This window comes from Bradyrhizobium sp. BRP19 (genome assembly GCF_020194195.1).
In the GTDB taxonomy this organism is placed as follows: Bacteria; Pseudomonadota; Alphaproteobacteria; order Rhizobiales; family Xanthobacteraceae; genus Bradyrhizobium; species Bradyrhizobium yuanmingense.
On the sequence record NZ_JADYVZ010000157.1, the window covers coordinates 1 to 427 of the forward strand.

The 427-nt window shown below is 64.2% G+C and carries 1 protein-coding gene; it reads right to left on the reverse strand.

Annotated elements, in window-relative coordinates; all coding sequences use genetic code 11:
- The coding region (locus I6F36_RS38975; protein ID WP_276573761.1) for an ATP-binding cassette domain-containing protein at positions 1-239 on the reverse strand (239 nt) is incomplete at its 3' end.
- Positions 240-427 lie beyond the last annotated feature (188 nt).

Sequence of the window (427 nt, forward strand, 5' to 3'; positions counted from 1 at the left end):
ACCGTCAGGCGTTCGTCGGCGATCTGCGCGAGCACGCCGATCGATCCGGCGCGGTGAATCGATCCCGCTGACGGTTCGACCTCGCCCGCGATCAGGCGCAGCAATATCGATTTCCCGCAACCGTTGCGCCCGACCAACCCGATGCGCTCGCGTCCGATCGCGAGCGTCAGTTCGTCGAACAGCGGGCGGCTGTCAGGCGTGTGGAGAGAGATGGAATCCAGGACGACAAAGGCAGGCATGGAGAGCCTCCGAAATGGACAGGTTTCGCGGCGCGGTTCGCTTGGCGATATCCATTTCGCTCTCCACTCAGATTTGTCGGCGATAGCCGGTGCCCCGGCACCGGCTATCTGCAACGGATCAGGCCTGCGGCCTGTTGTCCGGTGTCTGGCTCGTCGTCGCGGCGACAGCGCGCGAACGGAAATACTCC